The following is a 22227-nucleotide window of genomic DNA, read 5'->3' on the forward strand; positions in this document are numbered from 1 at the left end:
GGGGATGTGACGCTTGGGGCCGGAGCCTCCGGCGGGGATATTTGCAAGAAGATGAAGAGAACCGGACCACAAAGATCCGGCCAAGAGGGACAATAGGGATGATCCGGCTAGAGAAACGACCGCAGCCGTCGCGGGCGTGGTCAATGGCGACGCCACTGGTGGCGGTGCTGGCGACCATGGTGATGGGGGGGCTGTTGTTTGCCACCCTTGGCAAGAACCCGGTGGAGGCGATCCGCACCATTTTCTGGGAGCCGCTGTTTGGCGAGTTTGCGTTCTATTACCGCCCGCAGCTTTTGGTGAAAGGCGCGCCCTTGGTGCTGATTGCCATTGGCCTCAGCCTGGGCTTTCGTGCCGGGATCTGGAACATCGGCGCGGAAGGGCAATATATTATCGGCGCGCTCACTGGCGCAGGTGTGGGGCTGGCGTTCTACCCGACGGAGTCCTGGATCATCTTTCCACTGATGGTTCTGGCGGGCGCCTTTGGCGGCTGGGCCTGGGCGATGATCCCTGCGGTGCTGAAGACACGATTTGGCACCAATGAGATCTTGGTGTCCCTGATGCTGGTCTATGTGGCCGAACAGCTGCTGGCGTCCATGTCGCTGGGGTTGATGAAGAACCCGGAAGGATTTGGCTTTCCGGGCTCGCGCAACCTGCAACAATATGACAGTGCCCATAACGCCGAGCTGATCGCAGGGACCGGCATGCACTGGGGCGTGGTTGCGGCGCTGATTGCAGTGATCTTCTCTTATGTGCTGCTCAACCGGCATATGCTTGGCTATCATATCCGCCTGACCGGCGAGGCACCGCGGGCGGCGAAATTCGCAGGGGTGAAACCCGCCCGGCTGATCCTGTTCTGTCTCGGGGCCTCTGGCGCACTGGCGGGGCTTGCGGGGATGTTTGAGGTCTCCGGTCCCTCCGGTCAGGTGTCGATCGATTTCAACGTGGGCTATGGGTTTACCGCGATTATCGTGGCCTTTCTGGGGCGCCTGCACCCGGTGGGCATTCTGCTGGCGGGCGCATTGATGGCGTTGACCTACATTGGCGGTGACATCGCGCAGGGCAATCTGGGCCTGCCGTCCGCGGCCATTCAGGTGTTTCAGGGCATGCTCCTGTTCTTCCTGCTGGCGCTTGATCTGCTCACCAACTATCGCATTGCAATTGGCAAACCGGAGGTGGCGTGATGGATCTGTCTGCTATCAACCCAGTCCTTCTGATCGCGTCTCTGATGGTGGCTGCAACGCCCTTGTTGCTGGCGGCAATCGGTGAGCTGGTGGTCGAGAAATCCGGCGTTCTGAACCTCGGGGTCGAGGGGATGATGATCGTCGGGGCGATTGCGGGATTTGCCGCCGCCGTAGAGACAGGCTCACCCCTGTTGGGGTTTGTTGCCGCCGCCATCGCGGGGGCACTATTGTCGCTGCTGTTTGTGATCATGACCCAGGTGGCACTGGCCAACCAGGTCGCCTCGGGTCTGGCGCTGACGCTTTTTGGCTTGGGACTCTCGGCCCTGATGGGGCAGAAATACGTGGGTGTGAAACCGCCGCAGATGGGGCGTATCGACATTCCGGTCCTGTCGGATCTGCCGGTGTTTGGGCGCATTCTCTTTGGTCATGATGTCGTGCTCTACTTCGGCATCGCGCTCACGGCTGCGGTCTGGGCGGTACTCAAATACTCCCGCGTCGGTCTGATCCTGCGCGCGGTGGGCGAAAACCACGATGCGGCGCATGCGCTGGGGTACAAAGTGGTCAAGATCCGCACGCTGGCGATCCTGTTCGGTGGCGCCTGTGCGGGGCTCGGTGGCGCCTACATCAGCCTGATCCGCGTACCGCAATGGACCGAGGGGATGACCGCCGGCATCGGCTGGATCGCCCTTGCGCTGGTGGTCTTTGCCAGCTGGAAGCCATGGCGGGCGCTTTTGGGTGCCTATCTTTTTGGCGGCGTCACCGTTGTGCAGCTTAATCTGCAGGCAGCGGGCGTTGCTATCCCGGTGGAATATCTGGCAATGTCGCCGTATCTGATCACCATTCTGGTGCTCGTCATTCTATCCGCCGACAAGAGCAGCGCGCCTGCGTCGCTGGGCCGGAGCTTTCACGCGTCCCGCTGAATTCGCAGGGCGCATCCCTGTTCGATACGCCATGCGCGTCGGACAAAAAACAAAGTCCAGCCTCGGGGTAAACCGGGGCGGATCGCAACACTGGAACCAATCAGGGGGAACCCATCACATGAAACTCACCAAACTTCTTGCCGGTGCTGCCGTTGCACTGGGACTGGCCGCCGGTGGCGCGCTGGCTCAGGACAAGACCAAAGTCGGCTTTGTCTATGTTGGCCCCGTCGGCGATGGCGGCTGGACCTATGAGCACGATCAGGGGCGCCTGGCGGTCGAAGAGGAATTCGGCGACAAGGTCGAAACCGTCTATGTGGAAAACGTCGCCGAAGGCCCCGATGCCGAGCGCGTGATCACCCAGATGGCGCTGCAGGGCGCGGATCTGATCTTCACCACCTCCTTTGGCTACATGGACCCGACCATCAACGTCGCCAAGAAATTCCCGAATGTGAAGTTCGAGCACGCCACCGGCTACAAACGCGCCGAAAACGTCTCGACCTATTCGGCACGGTTCTACGAAGGCCGCGCGGTACAGGGCACCATCGCGGGCCATATGACCGAGAGCAATATTGTCGGCTACATCGGCTCCTATCCGATCCCCGAAGTGATCCGCGGCATCAACTCCGCCTATATCCACGCCAAGAAGGTCAACCCCGACGTCCAGTTCAAGATCGTCTGGGCCTTCACCTGGTTCGACCCGGCGAAAGAAGCCGACGCTGCCAAGGTTCTGATCGAACAGGGTGCGGACGTGATCCTGCAGCACACCGATTCCACCGCACCGCAGGCCGCGGCGCAGGCGGCGGGCAATGTGGTCACCTTCGGTCAGGCGTCTGACATGGCGGAATATGCGCCCTTCCCGCGCGTATCCTCGATCATTGACGACTGGGCGCCCTACTACATCGCGCGTACCAAGGCCGTGATGGATGGCACCTGGACATCCGTGGACACCTGGGACGGCATCGGCCCGGGCATGGTTGGCATTGGCGAGATCACCGATGCGGTTCCGGCCGAAGTGAAAGCCGAGGCGCTGGCCCTGAAGGACGCGATGGCGTCTGGCGAATACCACGCGTTCACCGGCCCGCTGAACAAGCAGGACGGGTCTGAGTTCCTCGCCGAAGGCGAAATCGCAGACGATGGCACCCTTGCGGGTATGAACTTCTATGTCGAAGGTATCGAAGGCTCCATCCCCGAATAAGGGACGCACGCTCCAATCGGAAAAGCCCCGCCAGTCTGGCGGGGCTTTTTTGTTGGGATCTGCCAGACTGGCATGAGGGCCATGCCAACGATGTCGAGGTCGGGTTCTCGACCGTCATAGGCGCGTCAGCCGCCAACACGTGCCAGAAACCGCTTCAGGCGCTCATCCTGAGGCGCATCAAAGATCTGCGCCGGGGGGCCCTGCTCCACGATCTTGCCGCCATGCATGAACAGGATGCGATCAGCGATTTCGCGGGCAAACTGCATCTCGTGGGTCACGATGAGCATCGTCTGCTTTTGCTCCGCCACCCGGCGCATCAGGTCAAGCACCTCGCCCACCCATTCCGGGTCCAGCGCAGAGGTCGGCTCGTCAAACAGCATCAGTTCGGAATTGAGGGCCATGGCACGTCCGATGCCGACCCGTTGCTGCTGGCCACCGGACAAGGCCGCCGGATAGCTGTCGGCCTTGTCCGCCAACCCCGTCTCGGCGAGGATCGCCCGGGCGCGCTCTGCCGCCTCGGACCTGGGCAGGCGCTGCACGGTGACCAGCGCCTCCATGATGTTCTCGGCGGCGGTCTTGTTGGCAAACAGCGCATAGTTCTGAAACACAAAACCGGTCCGCCGCCGAAGCGCCAGAATATCGGCCTTGCGCGCCCGCGCCGCATCGACGCTCAGGTCTGCGATGGAAATCTGCCCCGCATCCGGCTGGTCGAGGAAGTTGAGACAGCGCAGCAGCGTCGACTTGCCGGTGCCGGAGGGGCCGATGATCACCACCCGCTCGCCCGCAGCAATATCGAGGTCGATCTGGTCGAGCACCGGCGTGCCCCCGAATGTCTTGGTCAGTCCCTTGATCGAAATCATCGCACAAACGCCTTGTTCAAACGGGTTTCCAGCCATTTCTGGCCTTGGCTCAGCGCCTCCACCATGATCCAGTAGATCACCGCCACAACGAGGAAGGCCTCGAAATAGAGGAAACTGCCGGCGGCCTCTTTCTGCGCCGCACCCATCATTTCGGTCACGCCGAGGGTGAAGGCCAGCGAGGTCCCCTTCAGCATGTCGATGAAGTAATTCACCAAGGTGGGCGCTGCCACCCGGGCGGCCTGTGGCAGGATGATCCGCATCATCAGCTGCCACTGGGTCATGCCGATGGACTGCGCCGCCTCCCACTGGCTGCGATCCACGCCGATGATGGCGGCCCGGATCGACTCTGCCATATAGGCCGAGAAATGCAGCGTCAGCCCGAGGATCGCCGCCGTCACCCCGTCGATGCGGGTGAGAACCGACAGTACCTGCGGCAAGCCGTAGTAGAACAGGAACAGCTGCACCAGCAGCGGCGTGCCGCGGAAAAAGCTGATGAACAGCACCACCAGCCAGTCCAGCACCGGCACCCGCACCACGCGCTCGACCGCGAGCAGCGCCGCCAGCACCAGCGCACAGACCATGCCCGCCGCCGCCATGCCCAGCGTCAGCGGCACATAGCCGAGGATCACCGGCACCAGCCCCAGCATGTACTCAAAGTCGAGCGCCTGCATCGGTTACTCCGCCGCGTTGGAGGTGATGTCGGTGCCGAACCACTTGACCGAGATCTCGGTCAGGGTGCCGTTCTCGCGCAGGGTGGTCAGGGCCGCATCGACCTGATCGCGCAACGCCCGCCCTTCGGCGTCATCGCGAAACGGCAGCGCATTGCGGATTTCGGAAAAGGGTTGCCCGGCGAGTTGCAGCGGCAACGGGCTTTCCTTGATCAATTGCGCCGAGGACACCCGGTCCATCACAAAGGCATCGACGCGGCCCAGCGCAGTATCCTGTTCGATATTGCTTTCGTAGGTCTTGATGTTGACCTCATCGGCGTAGGGCAGATCGTTCAGCAACTGCTCGAAGTTGGAGCCGAGGTTCACCGCCACGGTCTTGCCGCGCAGATCCTCGACACCGGTGACATCCTGGTTGCCGTCGCGGGTCACGACCTGTGCCCCGTCAAAGACATAGGCCTGGGTGAAGGCGAATTTCGCCTCGCGCTCCGGCGTGATGGTGATCTGGTTGGCGATGGTGTCGATCCGCCCCGCATCCAGAGCTCCGATCAGCCCGGAAAAGGACATGGTCTCAAATTCGATCTCGAGGCCCGCCTCTTCGCCCACGGCGTTCATCACATCGACCTCGAACCCTTGCAGCACGTCCTGACGGACAAAGGTGAAGGGGAAGTAACCACCGGACATGCCCACGGTGAGGGTGGTGTCCTCGGCCTGTGCAACAAGCGGCGTAACAGCAACCAGCCCGGCAAGCGCGGCCGCGCGGAATGTAAGGGTTTTCATGGCAAGAGACTCCTTGGTGTCTGCGTTTGCTGCACAGGTGTCCATTTTTTGGGCGCTCCGCAAGAGCGGCTGGCATTCAGGAACCCGCATCCCGACCAGAGGACAAACGATAGGCCACTGGGCCATGACAAGCGCTGTGCAGGAACTCTTTTCCGAATTCTGATGGCAGAGCGGGACAAATGTTCCCGCGCCCTCGGCCTTGCTGCCCGCTTTGCGGCACCGGGCAAGGCGGCTATGCGCTGGACGCAACGCCGCCGCCGCCCATTGCATCCTCGGCCAAGGCCGCCTATACGCCGCCCACACCGGTCGCAGCCTACCCGGTCAACAAAACAAGGACTGAAAACTTGAAAACACTTGTCATCTGCTCGGGCGGATTGGACTCCGTGTCCCTCGCCCATATGGCTGCCGCAACCCGGCAGCTCACCCGTCTGGTCTCCTTCGACTATGGCCAACGTCACCGCAAGGAACTGGACTACGCCCGCACCGCCGCGACGCGGCTTGGCGTGCCGTTTCACCTCATCGACATGCGCCCCATCGGGGCGGCGCTGACCGGCTCCGCCCTGACCGAGGACATCGACGTGCCCGACGGCCACTATGCCGAAGAGACGATGAAGATCACGGTGGTGCCCAATCGCAATGCCATCATGCTCTCGATCGCCTTTGGCATCGCGGCGGCAAACGGCGATGAGGCCGTCGCCACCGCCGTGCATGGCGGCGACCACTTCATCTATCCCGACTGCCGCCCCGCGTTCACGCAGGCCTTTGATGCGATGCAGCAGGCGGCGCTGGACGGCTATGCCGACACCCGGCTCTGGACGCCGTTTGTGCACCGCTCCAAGGCCGATATCGTCACCGAGGGCGCCCTCCACGGCACCCCCTTTGCCGAGACCTGGTCCTGCTACAAGGGCGGCACACATCATTGCGGGCGCTGCGGCACCTGCGTGGAACGGCGCGAGGCCTTTGATCTGGCCGGCGTCACCGATCCCACCACCTATGAGGACCCCGGTTTCTGGCGCGCGGCGATCGCCGCTAAGGAGGCTGGCTGATGTTTCGGATCACCAAGGAGTTTCACTTCTCGGCCTCGCATCAGCTCTCTCACCTTCCCGACGATCACCAATGTGCCAGGCTGCATGGGCACAATTACATCGTCGTGGTGGAACTGGCCGCCGAAGAGCTGAACCGCGACGGTTTTGTGCGGGATTATCACGAGTTGAAGCCGCTCAAGGATTATATTGACGGGACGTTTGACCATCGGCACCTGAACGATGTGCTGGAGGGACCGTCCACCGCCGAGAACATGGCGCGCCATTTCTACCGCTGGTGCCAGGCGCGCTGGCCCGAGGTGGCGGCGGTGCGGGTTTCCGAAACGCCAAAGACCTGGGCCGAATACCGCCCCCGGGTGCTGCCATGACCCTGCGCATCGCCGAGATTTTTGGCCCCACCGTGCAGGGTGAAGGCATCCTGATCGGAGAGCCCACCGTGTTTGTGCGTGCCGGCGGCTGCGACTATCGCTGCGCCTGGTGTGACAGCCTGCATGCGGTGGACAGCGCCTATCGCGACACCTGGGCGCCGATGACGCCAGAGGCGATCATGGCTGAGGTCCGCCGCCTGTCCGGCGGCCAGCCCCTCACCGTGTCGATCTCCGGCGGCAACCCGGCCATTCAGGATTTTGCCCCGGTGATCGCCATCGGCCAGGAGGAAGGCTATCGCTTTGCACTGGAGACGCAGGGCTCCATCGCGCAGGACTGGTTCGCCGGGCTCGATACGCTGGTGCTCAGCCCCAAACCGCCTTCCAGTGGCCACAAAACCGACTGGCTGAAGTTCGACCGCTGCCTCGCGGCGGCGGAGCGAGCGGGGCAAACGGTGATGAAGATCGTGATCTTTGACAAGGCCGACCTCGCCTTTGCCCGCGCCGCCCACGACCGGCATCCGCAGCTGCCGCTGTTCCTGCAACCCGGCAACCCCGAGGTGGACCCGCAAAGCCCCGTTGATCTTGATCAGACCACCGCCCGCCTGCGCTGGCTGATCGACGAAACCGTGGGCAAGGGTTGGCTCACCCCCCGTATCCTGCCGCAACTGCATGTCCTGATCTGGGGCAATCAGCGCGGCGTCTGACCTTTGGAATTCCGACCATGACCGACAGTATCTACAGCAATCTGAAACAGCTGGGCGGCGCGACCACCCTGCCCGCCTCTCCCGAAACTGCCGAGCTGGAGCGGGTGGCGAACCCGCAAGCCGACGTGACCTATAACGTGCGCTTCACCGCGCCCGAGTTCACCTCGCTCTGCCCGATGACCGGCCAGCCGGATTTTGCCCATCTGGTGATCGACTATGTGCCGGGTGACTGGCTGGTGGAAAGCAAATCGTTGAAACTCTACCTCGGGGCGTTCCGCAACCACGGGGCCTTTCACGAGGATTGCACCGTCTCGATCGCCCGTCGCCTGGCGGATTTCCTGGCACCGAAGTGGCTGCGCATCGGGGGCTACTGGTATCCGCGCGGCGGCATCCCGATCGATGTCTTCTACCAGACCGGCCCGTGTCCCGAGGATGTCTGGATTCCCGATCAGGGCGTGCCGCCCTACCGCGGGCGGGGTTGAAAGGCGGGCACACTTCGCCGCATTCCCAACCGGCGCCGGGGCTGCTAGATCTTGGACCGCATCTATCTGGGAGAGGGCCAATGCCACCCCCGACACAGGATCTGATCGTCTTTGATGCGGCCTGCATCATGTGTTCGGCCTTTGCGCGGTTCATGGCCCGCCATGACAGGGCAGCGCGGTTTCGTTTTGTCACCGCGCAATCCGGGACCGGGCAATCGCTCTATCTGGCGCATGGGCTTGATCCGCATGACTGGTCCACGAATATCGTAATCGTCGACGGTCGCGCCTTCACCAAACTTGCCGCCTTTTGCGCGGCGATGCGGGCCATCGGCTGGCCGTGGCGGGCCCTGGCTGTCCTGAAGCTGATCCCGACGCCCATCGGCAACTGGCTCTATGACCGGATCGCGGCAAATCGCTACGTGATCGGGCGGCGCAGCTGTCTGCTGCCCTCGGACGATCTCAGAGGGCGCATTCTTGAATAACCGGGTCCTGGTGCTGGGCGGATACGGGGTCTTTGGCGGCCGGCTCAGCGCCGCCCTGGCCCGCCAAGGCGGCATCGAGGTTCTGGTTGCCGGGCGCTCCTTACGCGATGCGGAGGCGCATTGCGCGGCACATGGCGGAACGCCGATCTCGCTGGACCGCAGCAGCCGATCCCTTGCGACCGATGTTGCAGCGCTCCGGCCCCGGATCGTGATCGACACGGCGGGTCCCTTCCAGGCCTACGGCGACGCGCCCTATGCGCTTGCACATGCAGCGCTGGCCTGCGGGGCCCACTACATCGACCTCTCGGACGACGCCCGCTTTTCCGCGGGTATCTCTGAGCTGGACGCCGACGCGCGCCGCAAAGGGTGTGTTGTCCTGTCCGGTGCCTCCAGCGTGCCCGGCCTGTCCTCCGCCGCAGTCAAAGACCTCGCCGCAGGCCTGACGCAGATCGACCGGATCGAAAGCACCATCCTGCCCGGCAACCGGGCGCCGCGTGGTCTTTCGGTGATCCACGCCATTCTGGCACAGGTTGGCCAGCCCATCCCGATCACACGGGGCGGCCTGCCTGCGCAGGTCACCGGCTGGAGCGGGACCCGTCGCGAAACGCTGTCGCTGCCAGGCCGCGCATCTTTGCACCGCTGGGCGGCCCATATGGGCGCGCCGGACCTGCAGCTGCTCCCGGGTTATTTCAATGCCCGCACAGTGCTGTTTCGCGCCGGGCTGGAGCTGCCGCTGCTGCATCACGGGCTGCGTATCTTGGGCCTGCCTGTCAGGATGGGCTGGATCAGATCCCTCGCCCCCCTCGCCCCAATGCTGCGGCGGTGCGCTCAGGCCTTTGAGACCTTCGGAAGTGATCGCGGCGGCATGAGTGTCGAGCTGCGCGGGCGCGCCACCTCTGGTCACTACGAAACGCGCCGGTGGACCTTGATCGCCGGTGCTGGCGACGGACCGGAGGTGCCCACGCTTGTGGCCCAGGCGCTCTGTCGCAGATTGCTCTGCCGCGATCGCCCCGCTGCCGATCTGCCCGCCGGTGCCCGTGCTTGCCTGTGCGAGGTCAGCCTCGCGGACATTCTGGCAGAGGCGCGGGGGCTTGATATTCAGACCGCCACGCGGACAACGCCGATCCAGCCCGTCTTTCGCACCGCGCTGGGGTCTGGCTTTGCGGCGCTGCCCGCTACGGTACAGGCATTGCATGACACCATCGACGCCAGTCGCTGGCAGGGAACAGCCACGGTGACAACTGGCGCACATCCGTTGGCGCGGATCATCCGGCGCCTCATCGGCTTTCCCGCCGCCGGTCAGGATGTGCCGGTGCAGGTGGATGTGCTCCGGGAGGGGGCGCGCGAGATCTGGGTGCGGCGGTTCGGCCACAAGCGTTTCCGCTCAATCCTCGCGCCCTTTGGCACACCCGGCGATGGCACGGTCACCGAACGGTTCGGGCCGCTGTGCTTTGTCATCGCCCTGCGGCAGACGGCCGGTGGGCTGGCCTATCCGGTGACACGTGGCTGGTGTCTGGGCCTGCCCCTGCCGCGCCGCCTGCTGCCACGCAGTGACGCGGTGGAATATGCTGATCCCGCGGGGGCGTTCTGCTTTGACGTGGCGGTACGACTGCCGCTGATCGGGCTGATCGTGCGCTATCGCGGGCGGCTCACGCCGACGACAGGGCCTCTGCCACCGCCAGATCCGCCATCCTGAGGATCGCGTCGCGGCTCTCGGCCACGGCGATGAACCGCCCGTTGTGACAGAATTTCGCACCACTCACGCCGCTGGCAGCTTCCAGTGCCGCATCGGTGAGCCCGGCCCAGGCCGCGGGCAAATCGGCGCGATTGTCAAAGGTATCGTCACCGGTCCGAATGGTGGTCAGCGTCCAGTCCGCCCCTCGCGGATGTACCACGAATAACAGATGCGAGGCCCCTGCCGCCTCGATCGCGGCGCGAAACGGCATGCCCTGCGGCAGCTCCAGCACCCGGGACTCGCCCGCCTGCGTGATCGCCTCCAACACCTGCGCCTCTGCGCGCCGTTTCGCCGCCTTGCGCCGAATGCTCGCCTCGACAAAGGCCCGCGCCACGCCAAGCGCTGCGGCAAACGCCGTGTCATCCGCCTGCGGATCGGGATCGTCGAAGGAAGGCTTCAGCGTTTCCAGCAAAGACGGCAGCGTCAGATCCGCCAACGGGCCGGCCACCGACGGGTCCAGGGCGCCGTTGTCCATCAGATCCACCGGCAGGACAAAACCTGCATCAAATGATGCGTGTATGGCGCCGATGTCCGCATCCGGCACCTGCAGCGCGCGCAGGTAGTCGGCACCAAAATGCTTCCAGATCAATCCGAACGAGCTGTAGGGTTGACCATCGTCGCGCAGCGGGGCGTCCTTCTGGTGATGGTCAAAGATACCGGCCTGCGGGTCGTAGGCCCGGCCGACATCATAAATCAGACGTCCCGGTGCCGGAGAGATCCACTCCGCGTCCCGACTGCGGTAGATTTGGGCGTCCGGATAGAGCCGGGTCAGAACCACGGAGGACAGCAACTCATCGGCATGAAAGCCGCCGGAATGGGTAACTAGTTGTGTGATTATCATGGGGCTCTCACTTGGGCTGGCCTCTGGCCTGCGGTCTACGTAACCAAGGAGTCGATCAGCCTCTGACCACTCCGAAAGGGCAGCGCGAAACCGGAACTGGCAGGCAGCAACCGGTCCGCATGATGGTCTTCATAAATCCATGGCCCCAAAACCGAAAGCAGAAATACGCAGGCCCTGCACGCCCCGACAAAAGGGGGAAGTTCCGGAAAATCTTGACCTGACATTCCCCCGGGGAACGGGTCATAGTTGGCCCCGCTGTGTCGTCAAAGGGCGATGCTGCACATGATTTGACTCATTTGATTTGGAGACCAGATGCAGAAGCTCGCCAGACGCGCTTTCCTGATTGGTGCGGGCGGAGCGGCAGGATGGGCCGCAGCCAGCCGCTTTGGTGCAAGGCAACCTGTCCTCGACGGCACCCAGCGCCTTGCCCCGCTTGCAGGATCCACCCATCTCAACGATGCCAGCGGCCTGTCCGCAACGCCGGTGCACACGCATCTGCACCTGCGCGAAGATCCGGGCCCGGCCTTGGTAAAGGCCGTCCGTGCGGAGTTGCGCAGCGCGCGGGCCGACGGGCGCCCGTTCAACATCGGCGCGGCGCGCCACTCGATGGGGGGGCAGGCGATCCCCCGCGACGGTGTCGCAGTGACCTTTGACAACGGGTTTGTCGAACTCGACCGCGCGGCTGGCAGCTATCGGGTCCATGCAGGCGCGCGCTGGTCGCAGGTGATTGCCGCCCTCGACCCGCAGGGGTTCTCGCCCAAGGTCATGCAATCCAACAATGATTTTGGCGTTGCCGCCACCTATAGCGTCAATGCGCATGGCTGGCCGGTGCCGCATGGCCCGATGGGATCGACCGTGCGCTCCGTGCAGATGGTGTTGCCGGATGGAGAGCTGGTCACCTGCTCGCGCACGCAGAACAGCGATCTGTTCAATCAGGCGATGGGGGGCTACGGGCTGATTGGCGCCATCACCGAATTGGAGGTGGACATGCTGCCAAACCGGCGCCTGGTGCCGCAATATACAGCCTTGCCCGCCGAGACCTTCGCCACGGCGTTCCGCGATGCGATCGCGGACCCCGATGTCTCCATGGCCTACGGGCGCCTCAACGTCGGACGCGCCACGTTTTTTCAGGAGGCGCTGCTGGTCACCTACCGCGACAGCGAAGATCAGGACGATCTCCCGGCCGCAGCCGGATCCGGGTGGATGGCGCATGTCGCCAGCCGGATCTATCGCGCGCAGCTGGGTCGGGAACCGATGAAGCGGTTCCGCTGGTGGAACGAAACCACCCTTGGCCCCGCGATTGGCGGCGGCGCAGTGACCCGCAACAGCCTGATCAATGAACCGGTGGCCACATTGGATGACCGCACGCCGGAACGCACGGACATCCTGCACGAGTATTTCATCGGCTTTGATCGTTTCCCGGAGTTCCTGGCGGTCTGCCGCGAAGTCATTCCCGCCTCCTATCAGGAGTTTCTGAACGTCACCCTGCGCTATGTGGCGCAGGACGACGAAAGCCTGCTGTCCTACGCAACCGAACCGCGGATTGCGGCGGTGATGTCGTTCAGTCAGGAACTGACGCAGCGGGCCGAGGCGGACATGGCCCGCATGACGCGTGTGCTGATCGACAGGATCACCGCGCTTGGCGGCAGCTACTACCTGCCCTATCGCCCGCATGCACGGCCCGAGCAATTGGCAGCGGCCTATCCGCGCGCCTCGGAATTCTCCGCCGCCAAGCGGCAACTCGACCCGGGGCTTGTCTTGCGCAACAACCTCTGGGACAGCTATCTCAGGACGCTATGAGCCTTCTGCAAAAAATCTGCCTCGCCTATTTCGTCGCGCTGATGATCGCGGCATCGCTGAATTATGTCCCCGGCCTCACGGATGCCGAGGGGCTGGCCTTTGGCATCTTCGCGCTCGACATCTATGACGACGCGCTGCACGTGGCCTCGGCGCTCTGGGCGTTGATCGCGGCCCTGATGTCGCGCACTGCGGCACGGCTGTTCCTGCTGCTGTTTGGTGCGGCCTACCTTGGCGATGGCATCTTTGGCCTGTTCACAGGCTATGGTTTTCTCGATCTGGGTATCTTTACCAATGACTCGCTCGGCCCGGAGCTGTCGGTGTTGCGCATCGCGGCCAACCTGCCCCACCTGGCGCTGGGTGGGTTTGCGCTGGGGTCCGGCCTGCTGATCGGAGAGCGCAGATGACGCGCCTGTGGCGTTTCCTGCGCTGGTTGCTGCTGGCGGGCGGCGTGCTGGTCGTTCTGCTGATCGCCCCCGTCGCCTATGTGGAGACGACCTGCCGGGGCACCCAGCACCCGGACCCTTACGATGCGCTGCTGCCCGCCAGCCAGCACCGACCGGAATCCCGGACGCTGATGACCTATCCCGAATGGCACATCGTCCACGCCTATGACGATTACGGGCGCGTTCTGAAACAGGGCGACCCGCATGATTTTGCGTATCTTCGATCCATTGCGGGGTTCTGGAGCTCGCTGTGCGCATTGACCGAAACCGCCGCCGCCCACGGCGGTGTCGATGCCGGCACCAAGCAGATGGTCTATGTCATCGGCACCAGCTTCACGCTCGAACTGGCGTTGAAGGCCGCATATGAGGAAACTCTGGGCCGGGTCACCACATGGCTGCGGGGCAACCAGCGCGCCGCAACTGACACGCTGTCGGCCGAACAGGCCGCGGCCTATGCGAACTTTCTGCAACAAACGCCTTGGTATAAATGGGACTTTGAGGCAGACGCCGCCGCCCTGCGCGATGCGGCAGGCGCGGATACGTTGCGCGATCAGGAGCGGCAGTTGGCGCTCGGCCTCGAATACGGGGCCAAAGCCGCCTATGCGCGGGTGATCGCGGCTGCTGTCGCGCAGTCCGGAGGGGATGCGTTGCACCTGCATATGGTGGTGCGCGATATACCCGCCGCGCAACTGGCCGCCCTGCCCGGCGTTACGATCGAGGACGAACGCCCCGAAGGGATCGTGATCCGAACACCCCGGTATCGAGCGCTGACCGAGCTCCTGATCGAGATGGCCGAGGCCGGTGCAAGCTTTGTCGAGATTGCCGGCAATGACGATATCATGCTGACCGCACTCGCGCCCGAGGCGACCTATCCCTATGCGCTGCATAGTTTTGCCAGACAAGGGACGGACGACTATCGCCACCTGATCATGGTCAAGGTGCCAGAGTTGGCGGCACGCCTTCGCATGCTGGCGGCGCAGGGGCTCCGGGTGGAGCATGTGCATGACTATTAAGCATCTTCTGCTCGCCCTGCCCTGCCTGTTGCTGACATGGCTGGGCATCCTTGTGGCGGTCAGTCTGATGAGTGATGCCGCCCCGGCCTATGTGGTGATCCTTCCGGGGCCGGATTTCACCGCGCGGCTCGACCCCGACATGTCGATCATGACGGGCAACCGTCTGAGCATGACGATTACCGTCGCGGCGCCCGACGCCGCAGCCCGTCTTTATGATGCCGGGGGCGTCCTGGTCTTGCCAGCTGGCCTGCCGGGCTGTTTGCCGCTGCCCGATCCGGCCCGGAACTAAGCCACGCCAACCGCGCTCTGGTGCATTGCCAAGGCGCGCGGCCGTTGATCCGGCACGTCAGCGACCGCGCCGCTTCACGTTGCCGCCACGCTGCCCCGGACGCCCCGCAGTGGAGCGACCGCGGGTTTTGGTCGCCTGTTCCGCCGCGGCATCGACCGCAGATTGGCGGGCCAGCGGATCGTCGGCGATGGCAAGGTCCACCGCTTCCAGCCGCTTGACCTCGTCACGCAGGCGTGCGGCCTCTTCGAATTCGAGGTTCTCCGCCGCCTTGCGCATTTGCTCGCGCAGCCCGGCTAGGTGGGCCTCGAAATTCGCGCCATGCAGCGGCTTGTCCACCGTCGCCGTGACCCGAGACATATCGGTATCACCCTCATAGAGACCGGCCAGTACGTCATCGACATTCTTGCGCACGGTCTCTGGCGTGATGCCGTGTTCCGTATTGTAGGCGATCTGCTTTTCTCGACGGCGGTTGGTTTCCCCGATCGCCCGCTCCATGGATCCGGTGACCCGGTCGGCATACATGATGACCTTGCCGTCGGCATTGCGCGCCGCGCGCCCGATGGTCTGGATCAACGAGGTTTCCGAGCGCAGGAACCCTTCCTTGTCGGCATCGAGAATGGCCACCAGCCCGCATTCCGGGATGTCGAGCCCCTCACGCAGAAGATTGATCCCGACCAGCACGTCAAACGCCCCCAGCCGCAGATCGCGCAGGATCTCGATCCGTTCCAGCGTGTCGATGTCACTGTGCATGTAGCGCACCTTGATGCCCTGTTCGTGCAGGTATTCGGTCAGGTCCTCCGCCATGCGTTTGGTCAGCACCGTGGCGAGCGTGCGATACCCGTTGGCCGAGACCTTGCGGATCTCGTCCAGCAGGTCGTCCACCTGCATGTCCACCGGGCGGATCTCCACCTCCGGGTCCAGCAGCCCGGTGGGTCGGATCACCTGCTCCGAGAACACACCGCCGGATTGCTCCAGCTCCCAGGCGGCAGGCGTTGCCGAAACAAAAACCGACTGCGGGCGCATGGCGTCCCATTCCTCGAATTTCAGTGGCCGGTTGTCCATGCAGGACGGCAGGCGGAAGCCATGCTCGGCCAGCGTGAACTTGCGCCTATGGTCGCCTTTGTACATGCCACCGATCTGCGGCACCGACACATGGCTCTCATCGGCAAAGACAATGGCGTTGTCGGGGATGAACTCGAACAGCGTTGGCGGCGGCTCCCCCGGAGCGCGCCCGGTCAGGTACCGCGAATAGTTCTCGATCCCGTTGCAATGGCCCGTCGCCTCCAGCATCTCGATATCAAAATTGGTGCGCTGCTCCAGCCGCTGCGCCTCCAGAAGCTTGCCCTCGCTCACCAGATTATCAAGCCGCTGGCGCAGCTCATTCTTGATCGAGATCACCGCCTGATTGAGCGTCGGCTTGGGCGTTACATAGTGGGAGTTCGCATAAACACGGATTTTCTCGAAACTGCCGGTGCGCTCGCCGGTCAGCGGATCGAATTCGGTGATCGCCTCCAGTTCTTCACCAAAAAACGACAGCTTCCACGCCCGATCCTCAAGGTGTGCCGGAAAAATCTCCAGCGTGTCGCCCCGCACCCGGAAAGAGCCGCGCTGAAACGCCTGATCGTTGCGTTTGTATTGCTGAGCCACCAGATCGGCCATGATCTGGCGCTGGTCGTAATCCTTCCCGACCACCAGGTCCTGGGTCATCGCCGAATAGGTCTCGACCGAGCCGATCCCGTAGATGCAGGACACCGATGCAATGATAATGACGTCATCGCGCTCCAGCAGCGCCCGCGTCGCCGAGTGGCGCATCCGGTCGATCTGTTCGTTGATCTGGCTTTCCTTCTCGATGTAGGTATCCGAGCGCGGCACATAGGCCTCGGGCTGGTAGTAGTCGTAGAACGAGACGAAATACTCGACCGCGTTCTCCGGGAAGAAGCCCTTGAACTCGCCATAAAGCTGCGCCGCCAGCGTTTTATTGGGTGCAAGGATGATCGCCGGGCGCTGCGTTTCCTCGATCACCTTGGCCATGGTGAAGGTCTTGCCGGTCCCGGTCGCCCCCAGCAGCACCTGATCGCGCTCGCCGCCCAGGACGCCCTGGCTCAGTTCGGCGATCGCTGTTGGCTGATCGCCTGCCGGCGCAAAAGCCGTCTGCATGATGAATTTCTTGCCCCCTTCCAGCTTCTCGCGTCGCTCCGGCGCGCGGTCAGCCATCATTGGCAGGGTCTTGTCGGAATGGGCGTAGGGCATCAGCGACTCCTTGTCGGGCACGCAGACAGAGTTTGGTCCGTTTTTGTTCCACTTCAAGGGGCAAGTCAAACATCCCCTGCCCGCCGGATCGCGGGGTGGCGCCTGCACAACGCCATTCCGATCCGTGACATTTGCAATCTTGCCGCGCCGCTGCATCCATCGCATATAGAGGCAAAGGAATCTTCTTGAGGAGACAGCCATGCGCGCGCGGATTTACCGGCCAGCTCGAAACGCCATGACCTCTGGTATGGCCAAGACGCGGAAATGGGTGCTGGAATACGCCCCGGCCAGCGCGCGCGAAGTCGACCCACTGATGGGCTGGACCTCCTCCTCCGATACCCAAAGCCAGGTGCGCCTGAAGTTCGACAGCAAGGAAGAAGCCCTGGAATATGCCGAGGATCACGGCATCGACGTTGAGGTACAAGAGCCCAAGACCCGTAAGCCCAACCTGCGCGCCGGCGGCTATGGCGAGAACTTCGCCACCAACCGCCGCGGCCCCTGGACACACTAGGTTTGTGTCAAAGCCACTGAGCTGAGGGGCTGATCGTTCCGGCGAGACGTCAGAGAATGCAGATGCAGGCGCAAACGAAAGCATAAGCCTGCGCGGGGCTGTCAAGGACAATACCTATCGCCGGTGCCTCTGTCCTGATCTCTGACAAACGGTGATAGCGGCGCCCGAGCAGATGCTCCGGCGCCTTTCGCGTATGGAGGGGGTGCACGGTTCGTAGCTTGAAAGGGCCGTCGTGCCGTTGCTGTACGCACCGACCCGGCATTTGGTTGCGAAGCATTCAATGAGAGGGATCATCACAGTCTTCTGTTCGCCGTGGGCCGTAGCCAGCCCGAACATCATCCGCGCAAAGATACTTTTCTCGCTCCAACGCTTCCAGCGGCTGTAAAGCGTCTTGTTTCGACCATAGGCAGCAGGAGCGTCGCGCAAACGCAAGCCATTGCGAACGATGAAGATAATCCCACTCAATACTCGCCTGTCATCGACCCGAGGCTTGCCATGAGGTTTCGGAAAGACAGGTTTCGATCACGCCACCTGCGCGTCGATCAGCCAGAAGAAATCAGACATGTCACCGCTCCATTCTCGAGGCCGTGAATCACGCGCTGTGGCGGAAATCAATGCATCCTGACCCTAGCCAGTAAACTGAAGCACTAAACGGGGGCATTCCGGTCACCGGTTCTTGGCGACAGTCTTGCTACGATGTTCAGGAGTTGGTGGCTGGGATGGTAGGATTCGAACCTACGGTACACTGTACCAAAAACAGTTGCCTTACCACTTGGCTACATCCCAACACTGTCTGTGAGGGGCCTTCTAATATCTGTTGAGAGGGGCTGCAAGGGGTTTTTCGCAAAAAAAACACGCGGCACAGGAAACCCACGGCTTATTCATTGGAATCAGACCCCTAGCAGCACCAAACCTGCGATCACATTCCGGAAACCAGACACAATGCGCGATACAAAACAGGAGCCCGAAGGCTCCCGTTCCAGCAGAGATATCGCTCAGGTGGCGAAGGTAAGATCACTCCGGAACGCCGGCCTCGCGCAGCGCACTGACCCAATCCTGTCCGGACGGCGTAAACGCAGCGGCATGTTCCTGCATGTAGCGTGACAGGCAGAAATCCGGCGTCACCTTCATCAGGCATTCCACCACATCCCGCGCCTCCTGGCCGCGTCCCGACATTTGCAACGCGATCGCCTTGGTGCGCAACGTGGCCGGATAGCTGTCGTTCTCCTGAAGAGACTGATCGGCAAGCTCGATCGCACGATCATAGTCCCGTGCAGCAAGATTGACCGATGCCGCGAGCGAGTCGAAATAGTAGCGCTGCGGGCCAAGCGGCGTCAGCTTGCGCGCGGCCTCGGTCAGGCGCAGCCCCTCATCGGGGTGGTTCTGCATGGCCCGGGTGGCCCCTTTCAGAAGCAACGCCAGTGCTTCGTTCGGATTATCCTGCAACGCCTTGTCATAGGAATACTGCGCAGTGTCGAAATCAAAGGTCAGATAGCTGGCGATCATACCCTTCAGCGTATGCGCCAGAGAAAACGCCGGGTCCTGCGCCAAGGCGGCATTGGCGAGGTTCTCCGCCATCAGCGTGCTCTTGTGACGATCCTCCGACAGGCCCTTTTGCACCCGCATCACATGCCAGATCCCGGCCCAGGTCAGCACCACCGGATGGTGCATTTCGCGCTCCATCAACGTATCCAGGATCTCGTTGGATTTCTCGAACTGGTCCAGATGCTTGCTCTGCATCATCACGATCGCCGCCATCAGCAATGTGTGATTGGCCAGGTTCGACAAGGGACGGAAACTGACCAGCCGCACCGCTTCGCCAACGACGGTCTGGCCGATCTGGCTGGTGGCCTCGCGCAGCGCCGTGCTCTGCCCCATCAACAGGCCTGACAGGCTACCGCGGAATTCCCGTGACCAGATCACCTTTTCCCGGTGCGAGTCGTGCAGATCGATCTGCGCAATGTAGTCATGGCCGTTGAGGAACACCGAACCGGAGACCAGGTAACTGACCCCCGCCACCGAGGACACTTCGGCCGGGCGCACCTCCTCAAGACTGAACTGCCGGGACGCCATGTAGGAGGTCACGGAGAAGGCCTGACTGCGCGACAGGTGGCGTGACAATTCCTCGGACAGGATCGCCCCCAACGGCGCGTTCGAGCCGCCCGGAGAGCGCTGCATAAATGGCAGCACCGCAATCGAGGGCAACAATTCATCCAGAATGACGCGACTGCGGTCACGCGGTCCCCAGGGCGGGTCCTGCGGCGCAGCACTGCGCCCCTGCGATTGATCCCGCATTTCGGTCAGCCATTCCGCAAATGCATGCTCATGGGGCAATTCAAAACCTTCCATAAACACACCACGGCTGGGATCATTTTCCACCTCGACCATATCGAGATTGAGCGTGACGCGCTCTCGATTTGCAGTCAGAGCGGCGGACGCCGAGGGACCGATATGTTTTCGTAAAGTGGACAGCGCAGTGCGCAGGCTTGCCTTGGCCTGTTCGGGCTGCGCAAAGCTCCACAGGGTATGTTCCAGGAATGCGCGTGTTCGGATCCCGTCTTCGGCGGTGATCAGAAGCGCCATGAGCGCCTGATGCTTCGCACCGAGTTGAATGGGTTCCCCATCTGGTCTGAATACACCAAACGCGCCGTACTGACGGACTTTCAAAACTACAACCATTGGACACTCTCGCCATACAAGTTACTAGAGCCACTATGGCAAAACACTCACAAATTGCACATTAGCAACTTCACGTGAATCATTAAAGCACCAAAACCCGATATCACCAACAGAAAAATAATTGAAAACAAAACACAGCACTTTCAGCGGGTTAACGGTCTGTAAACAAGTCGCACGAATAATTAACGCACTCAAGTATTTAACAACCTTAGATTGTTTATTGAAATTTCAGACCCGCAACCTGAAGGAATGCTGCATCGCAAAAGGCGTTGATGTATATGATTTTTCATATTTATTGAATGTTCGTTTGGTTTTTTGAATCCCGAATTGAGCGAGGCTCCGGACAGACGCCTTCGGCCCCTTACCCTCTCCTCCGTGAGCGTTGTCGCCAGCCCGGACCCCATCGAACCCGCGGGTTTGATGGCACCCTTTGGCCTCCATCCGGAAAATTTTCGCGTATTATTAACGGTCGATCACGGCAGATATCCGGACATCTCCGGGTCTACAGGCGCCAAAGTCGCTTTACCCCACGCTTGTGCGGGGGCCGCGGCGCGAACTGTGGTTCTTCAGATCGTCCAGACACCCCACGTCTGCCAGCAGACCTAGGACTGAGCCCTGACAGCGCGCACACCCCAGTCAGTCACTTGCACCTGAGGTTTGGAATGCGTATGGCAGCGCCCGCGCGATGTGGCCCCGCCGGTCTCCTCCATTCCCGATGCGGGTGCCGCTTCCCAACGGTGCCGTGGCACCGCGCGCTTTGCCCTCTCGCAAGCCGAGCTTGCGGGACGGGGCGCATCTGTACCGGCCTGCCGGTGCATCGCAGAGTGCATCGACACGCTGCGGGACTGGTCGGGCGTGGCTCCTCCCGCCTCCCCCTCTTTCATCAGTCATGCGCCCCGGGCACGCGCTCCGGGCGCACGCGATCCCCCTCGGTTCAGGCAACGCACAAGCCTTTGCCGTGTCATGAATGCGTCATGCACCTGTTGCAGTCCCCCGGTAGAGGGGCGGAATTGACGATCAGACCAAATGAGAGCCGCATGCAACTGCCCCCCTTCGACACGCCCGGCCGCTTCTTCCGCGGCAATCTGCACACGCATTCTGACATGACCGATGGCGCCTTGCCGCCACAAGAGGTCTGCAGAAGGTACAAGGCGGAAGGCTATGATTTCATCGCGCTCACCGATCACTTCGTTGGACGCTGGAACTACCCGATTACCGACACGACACCCTATCGGGACGAAAATTTCACCACGCTCCTGGGAGCTGAATTGCACTCGGGCGCACAGGAAAACGGCGCGCTGTGGCACCTCCTGGCGGTCGGGCTCCCGGCCGATTTCGAACCGTCGCATTCCCCCGATTTCCAACCGGTTCCGGGCCAGGAAACCGGACCGGAGATCGCCGAGCGCGCCCGCAAGGCAGGCGCTTTTGTCGCTCTCGCCCATCCGCAATGGTCGGGGCTGACGATGGCGGATGCCCGCAGCATCACCGCAGCCCATGCGGTGGAAGTCTACAACCACGAGTCGCACAGCTTTGCAGACCGGGGCACCGGCATGCCGACGCTGGATCTGCTGCTGTCCGAAGGGCGCAGGTTGACCCTGATCGCGACGGATGACGCCCATTTCAAGGCACCGGATGCCTTTGGCGGCTGGGTCATGGTGAAGGCCCGCGAGAACACGCCCGAGGCCCTCCTGGACGCCCTGAAGGCGGGGTTGTTCTACTCCTCGCAGGGGCCGGAGATCCACGGCATCTGGTATGAGGACGACCGCGTCCGCGTCAAATGCTCTGCGGCCACCACGGTTATCGTGCAAGCGCCGGGCAATGCATCAACCATGGTCACCGGTAGCAGCCTGACAGAGGCCACCATTGCGCTTGGCCAATTGGCCCAGAGCCCGTGGTTGCGGGTGACGGTCATTGACCGCGCCGGCAAACGCGCCTGGTCGAACCCGTTCTGGCCGGCAGACCTCGCAGAATAGGCACAGGCTCCCG

The 22227-nt window shown here is 62.6% G+C and carries 21 protein-coding genes, 1 tRNA gene and 1 pseudogene; 15 read left to right on the top strand and 8 right to left on the bottom strand.

Going from position 1 to position 22227, the window contains the following annotated elements:
- Positions 1–98 precede the first annotated feature (98 nt).
- From MHM97_RS14895 to MHM97_RS14905, 3 genes are all read left to right on the top strand, one after another.
- Complete coding sequence (locus MHM97_RS14895) at positions 99–1181, top strand: ABC transporter permease (protein WP_239323164.1); 1083 nt, start codon at positions 99–101, stop codon at positions 1179–1181.
- Positions 1181–2101, top strand: a complete 921-nt coding sequence (locus MHM97_RS14900; protein WP_005633095.1) for an ABC transporter permease — start codon at positions 1181–1183, stop codon at positions 2099–2101. Before MHM97_RS14895 ends, MHM97_RS14900 begins: the two co-directional genes overlap by 1 nt.
- A gap of 118 nt (positions 2102–2219) precedes the next feature.
- The gene (locus tag MHM97_RS14905; protein ID WP_239323165.1) at positions 2220–3296 is read left to right on the top strand and encodes a BMP family ABC transporter substrate-binding protein; all 1077 of its coding nucleotides are present in this window, start codon (positions 2220–2222) and stop codon (positions 3294–3296) included.
- 125 nt (positions 3297–3421) lie between these two features.
- On the opposite strand, the gene MHM97_RS14910 is transcribed toward MHM97_RS14905, so the two are convergent.
- The 3 genes from MHM97_RS14910 to MHM97_RS14920 are packed head-to-tail and all read right to left on the bottom strand — an operon-like array spanning position 3422 to position 5601.
- Positions 3422–4156 carry an amino acid ABC transporter ATP-binding protein gene (locus MHM97_RS14910; RefSeq protein WP_239323166.1) on the bottom strand — a complete coding sequence of 245 codons (735 nt, stop codon included), beginning with the start codon at positions 4154–4156 and terminating at the stop codon, positions 3422–3424.
- Positions 4153–4827: an amino acid ABC transporter permease gene (locus MHM97_RS14915; RefSeq protein ID WP_239323167.1), complete on the bottom strand. Its 675-nt coding sequence runs from the start codon at positions 4825–4827 to the stop codon at positions 4153–4155. Before MHM97_RS14915 ends, MHM97_RS14910 begins: the two co-directional genes overlap by 4 nt.
- A 3-nt stretch (positions 4828–4830) precedes the next feature.
- On the bottom strand, positions 4831–5601 hold the full coding sequence (locus MHM97_RS14920; RefSeq protein WP_239323168.1) for an amino acid ABC transporter substrate-binding protein: 771 nt from the start codon (positions 5599–5601) through the stop codon (positions 4831–4833).
- A gap of 344 nt (positions 5602–5945) precedes the next feature.
- On the opposite strand from MHM97_RS14920, the gene queC reads away from it, so the two are divergent.
- The 6 genes from queC to MHM97_RS14950 all read left to right on the top strand — a co-directional run bounded on the left by queC (position 5946) and on the right by MHM97_RS14950 (position 10376).
- Positions 5946–6647 carry a 7-cyano-7-deazaguanine synthase QueC gene (queC, locus tag MHM97_RS14925; protein WP_239323169.1) on the top strand — a complete coding sequence of 234 codons (702 nt, stop codon included), beginning with the start codon at positions 5946–5948 and terminating at the stop codon, positions 6645–6647.
- The gene (gene queD / locus MHM97_RS14930) at positions 6647–7012 is read left to right on the top strand and encodes a 6-carboxytetrahydropterin synthase QueD (protein ID WP_239323170.1); all 366 of its coding nucleotides are present in this window, start codon (positions 6647–6649) and stop codon (positions 7010–7012) included. The genes queC and queD overlap by 1 nt, the downstream gene beginning before the upstream one ends.
- Positions 7009–7716 carry a 7-carboxy-7-deazaguanine synthase QueE gene (gene queE, locus MHM97_RS14935; RefSeq protein WP_239323171.1) on the top strand — a complete coding sequence of 236 codons (708 nt, stop codon included), beginning with the start codon at positions 7009–7011 and terminating at the stop codon, positions 7714–7716. Before queD ends, queE begins: the two co-directional genes overlap by 4 nt.
- A gap of 17 nt (positions 7717–7733) precedes the next feature.
- Entirely contained in the window at positions 7734–8198 is a 465-nt protein-coding gene (gene queF, locus MHM97_RS14940) for a preQ(1) synthase (protein ID WP_239323172.1), read from the top strand.
- 80 nt (positions 8199–8278) lie between these two features.
- Complete coding sequence (locus MHM97_RS14945) at positions 8279–8680, top strand: thiol-disulfide oxidoreductase DCC family protein (protein ID WP_239323173.1); 402 nt, start codon at positions 8279–8281, stop codon at positions 8678–8680.
- A complete protein-coding gene (locus MHM97_RS14950; RefSeq protein WP_239323174.1) occupies positions 8673–10376 on the top strand; it encodes an SDR family oxidoreductase in 1704 nt (567 codons plus the stop codon). The genes MHM97_RS14945 and MHM97_RS14950 overlap by 8 nt, the downstream gene beginning before the upstream one ends.
- On the opposite strand, the gene MHM97_RS14955 is transcribed toward MHM97_RS14950, so the two are convergent.
- The gene (locus MHM97_RS14955) at positions 10330–11256 is read right to left on the bottom strand and encodes an MYG1 family protein (RefSeq protein ID WP_239323175.1); all 927 of its coding nucleotides are present in this window, start codon (positions 11254–11256) and stop codon (positions 10330–10332) included. The genes MHM97_RS14950 and MHM97_RS14955 overlap by 47 nt on opposite strands.
- 312 nt (positions 11257–11568) lie before the next feature.
- Here MHM97_RS14955 and MHM97_RS14960 point away from each other — a divergent pair, with 312 nt between their 5' ends.
- From MHM97_RS14960 to MHM97_RS14975, 4 genes are read left to right on the top strand one after another with little or no spacing between them, the layout of a single operon-like run.
- Complete coding sequence (locus tag MHM97_RS14960) at positions 11569–13056, top strand: FAD-binding oxidoreductase (protein WP_239323176.1); 1488 nt, start codon at positions 11569–11571, stop codon at positions 13054–13056.
- Complete coding sequence (locus MHM97_RS14965; RefSeq protein WP_239323177.1) at positions 13053–13460, top strand: DUF4383 domain-containing protein; 408 nt, start codon at positions 13053–13055, stop codon at positions 13458–13460. The genes MHM97_RS14960 and MHM97_RS14965 overlap by 4 nt, the downstream gene beginning before the upstream one ends.
- Complete coding sequence (locus MHM97_RS14970; RefSeq protein ID WP_239323178.1) at positions 13457–14512, top strand: hypothetical protein; 1056 nt, start codon at positions 13457–13459, stop codon at positions 14510–14512. The genes MHM97_RS14965 and MHM97_RS14970 overlap by 4 nt, the downstream gene beginning before the upstream one ends.
- Complete coding sequence (locus MHM97_RS14975) at positions 14502–14801, top strand: hypothetical protein (RefSeq protein ID WP_239323179.1); 300 nt, start codon at positions 14502–14504, stop codon at positions 14799–14801. The genes MHM97_RS14970 and MHM97_RS14975 overlap by 11 nt, the downstream gene beginning before the upstream one ends.
- 57 nt (positions 14802–14858) lie before the next feature.
- On the opposite strand, the gene uvrB is transcribed toward MHM97_RS14975, so the two are convergent.
- Positions 14859–17051: an excinuclease ABC subunit UvrB gene (uvrB, locus tag MHM97_RS14980; protein ID WP_239323180.1), complete on the bottom strand. Its 2193-nt coding sequence runs from the start codon at positions 17049–17051 to the stop codon at positions 14859–14861.
- 199 nt (positions 17052–17250) lie between these two features.
- On the opposite strand from uvrB, the gene MHM97_RS14985 reads away from it, so the two are divergent.
- Entirely contained in the window at positions 17251–17562 is a 312-nt protein-coding gene (locus MHM97_RS14985) for an ETC complex I subunit (protein WP_239323181.1), read from the top strand.
- A gap of 288 nt (positions 17563–17850) precedes the next feature.
- Here MHM97_RS14985 and MHM97_RS14990 read toward each other — a convergent pair.
- The 3 genes and pseudogenes from MHM97_RS14990 to MHM97_RS15000 all read right to left on the bottom strand — a co-directional run.
- A pseudogene (locus MHM97_RS14990) lies at positions 17851–18126 on the bottom strand (transposase); the annotation flags it as partial.
- A gap of 147 nt (positions 18127–18273) precedes the next feature.
- Positions 18274–18348 (bottom strand) — tRNA-Gln (locus tag MHM97_RS14995).
- Positions 18349–18576: 228 nt separating this feature from the next.
- Complete coding sequence (locus MHM97_RS15000; protein WP_239323182.1) at positions 18577–20241, bottom strand: transcriptional regulator; 1665 nt, start codon at positions 20239–20241, stop codon at positions 18577–18579.
- Between the two features lie 1037 nt (positions 20242–21278).
- Between MHM97_RS15000 and MHM97_RS15005 the strand changes: the two genes are divergently transcribed.
- Positions 21279–22214, top strand: coding sequence for a CehA/McbA family metallohydrolase (locus MHM97_RS15005; RefSeq protein ID WP_239323183.1), 936 nt, complete (start codon positions 21279–21281; stop codon positions 22212–22214).
- Positions 22215–22227: the final 13 nt, after the last annotated feature.

It is taken from the genome of Epibacterium sp. Ofav1-8, assembly GCF_022348185.1.
Taxonomy (GTDB): domain Bacteria; phylum Pseudomonadota; class Alphaproteobacteria; order Rhodobacterales; family Rhodobacteraceae; genus Epibacterium.